Origin of the sequence: Mesorhizobium sp. M7A.F.Ca.CA.004.06.1.1 (assembly GCF_003999135.1) — a bacterium.
Lineage (GTDB): Bacteria > Pseudomonadota > Alphaproteobacteria > Rhizobiales > Rhizobiaceae > Mesorhizobium.
In genome coordinates, this window is sequence record NZ_RZPQ01001016.1 from 1 (window position 1) to 1658 (window position 1658).

Sequence of the window (1658 nt, forward strand, 5' to 3'; positions counted from 1 at the left end):
TGCCTACACAGACGGGGCCGGACTGACGGTGAGTGCGGCGGCAGTCAATGGTGGCTTCGCCGGCATCTATGCCCAGAACAACGGGACCGGTGCCACCAGCGTGACCGCGACGGGTACGGTGACTGGAACGGTCGACAACGGCATCGATGTCTATACCACGGGTACGGGCCTGACAGTGAACGCCGTGGCAGTCACCGGCGGGACCAATGGTATCCGCGCCTACAACAGCGGCAACGGAGCCACCGGCGTGACGGCGACCGGCATGGTGACCGGAATAGGCACCGACGGCATATACGCCTTCAACGCCGCCACCGCGACGGGCGGCCTGACGATCGACGTCACGGCAGTCAACGGCCACGAAAACGGTATCAATGCCGATAACAGGGGAACCGGCGCCACCACCATCACGGCGACAGGTACGGTCGAAGGCGGCGACGCCGCGATCAAGGCGGTGTCGTCCGCGGGCCAGGCGATTTCCATCACCACCAGCGGTCTGGTGCGCAACAACGCGCAAACCTCCGCGGCGCTGGCAATCGATGCATCGGGCGGCCCGGTGGCCTTCAACAACAATGGGACCCTGATCGGCACGGTCAAGCTGGGCGCAGCAGTGGGCAATGTCGTCACCAACGGTGGCAATTGGGCCACCGCCGGCGGCAGCAACGCGTTCAGCGGCGGCACGTTGGTCAACAATATCGGCAACAACATTTATGCCGCCAACCTCGGCGCAACCGTCGCCGTGACGACGACGTTCAACGGCTTGGCCAGTTTCACCAACAAGGGCCAGTTGAGCATGATGAATGACGTGGCTGGCGACATCACCGAGCAGACTGGTGGCAATGCGGCCTTCGCCGCCGGCTCGGTGCTGGCCGTCGACGTCAGCGGTGCCAGCGCGGATAAATTCACAACCACGGGAACTGCCGATATCACGGATGCGATTCTAGGGGTGCGTGTCGGCGGCCTTGCTATCGGCACCTACACAGTGCTGACGGCGAATGGCGGGCTGACCGGTACGTTCAATAGTGTGACCGGTGTCACCAGCACTCCATTCCTGTCTGTGACCGACACCTATGATGCCAACAACGCCTATCTCGACGTGACCAAGGTGCGCGACTTCGCCGATGCCGGGCTGACGCCGAACCAGATTGCCACCGGTGAAGGGCTGGACAGCCTGACCGGTGGGGCTGTGTTCAATGCCGTTGCCGGTCTAGCCACCGACGCCGAAGCCCAGGCAGCCTTCGACCAGCTTTCGGGGGAAATCCACGCCTCGGCCAAGGGCATGCTGGTCGAGGACAGCCGCTTCGTCCGCGACGCAGCGACCAGCCGCATCCGCGCCGCTTTCGGCGATGTTGGCGCGGCCGCATTGCCGGTCATGGCCTATGGCGAAGGCGGCCCCGAAATGGTCGCCGCCGACACCGACCGTTTTGCCGTCTGGGGCCAGGCTTTTGGTTCCTGGGGCAGCACGGACTCCGACGGCAATGCCGCTGCCTTCGATCGTTCGACGGGGGGCCTGCTGGCGGGCGCCGACACGCTGGTGGGCGGCTGGCGTGTCGGTTTGCTCGGTGGCTACAGCCATTCGAGCTTCGATGCCGACGACCGAAACTCCTCCGGCAAGAGCGACAGCTATCACCTCGGCCTCTATGGCGGCACCAACTGGGGCG

General features: G+C 64.8%; 1 protein-coding gene. It reads left to right on the forward strand.

Annotated elements, in window-relative coordinates; translation table 11 throughout:
• Nucleotides 1-1658, forward strand: a 1658-nt coding sequence (locus EN906_RS33315) for an autotransporter outer membrane beta-barrel domain-containing protein (RefSeq protein WP_127375730.1), incomplete at both ends; no start/stop codon positions are given.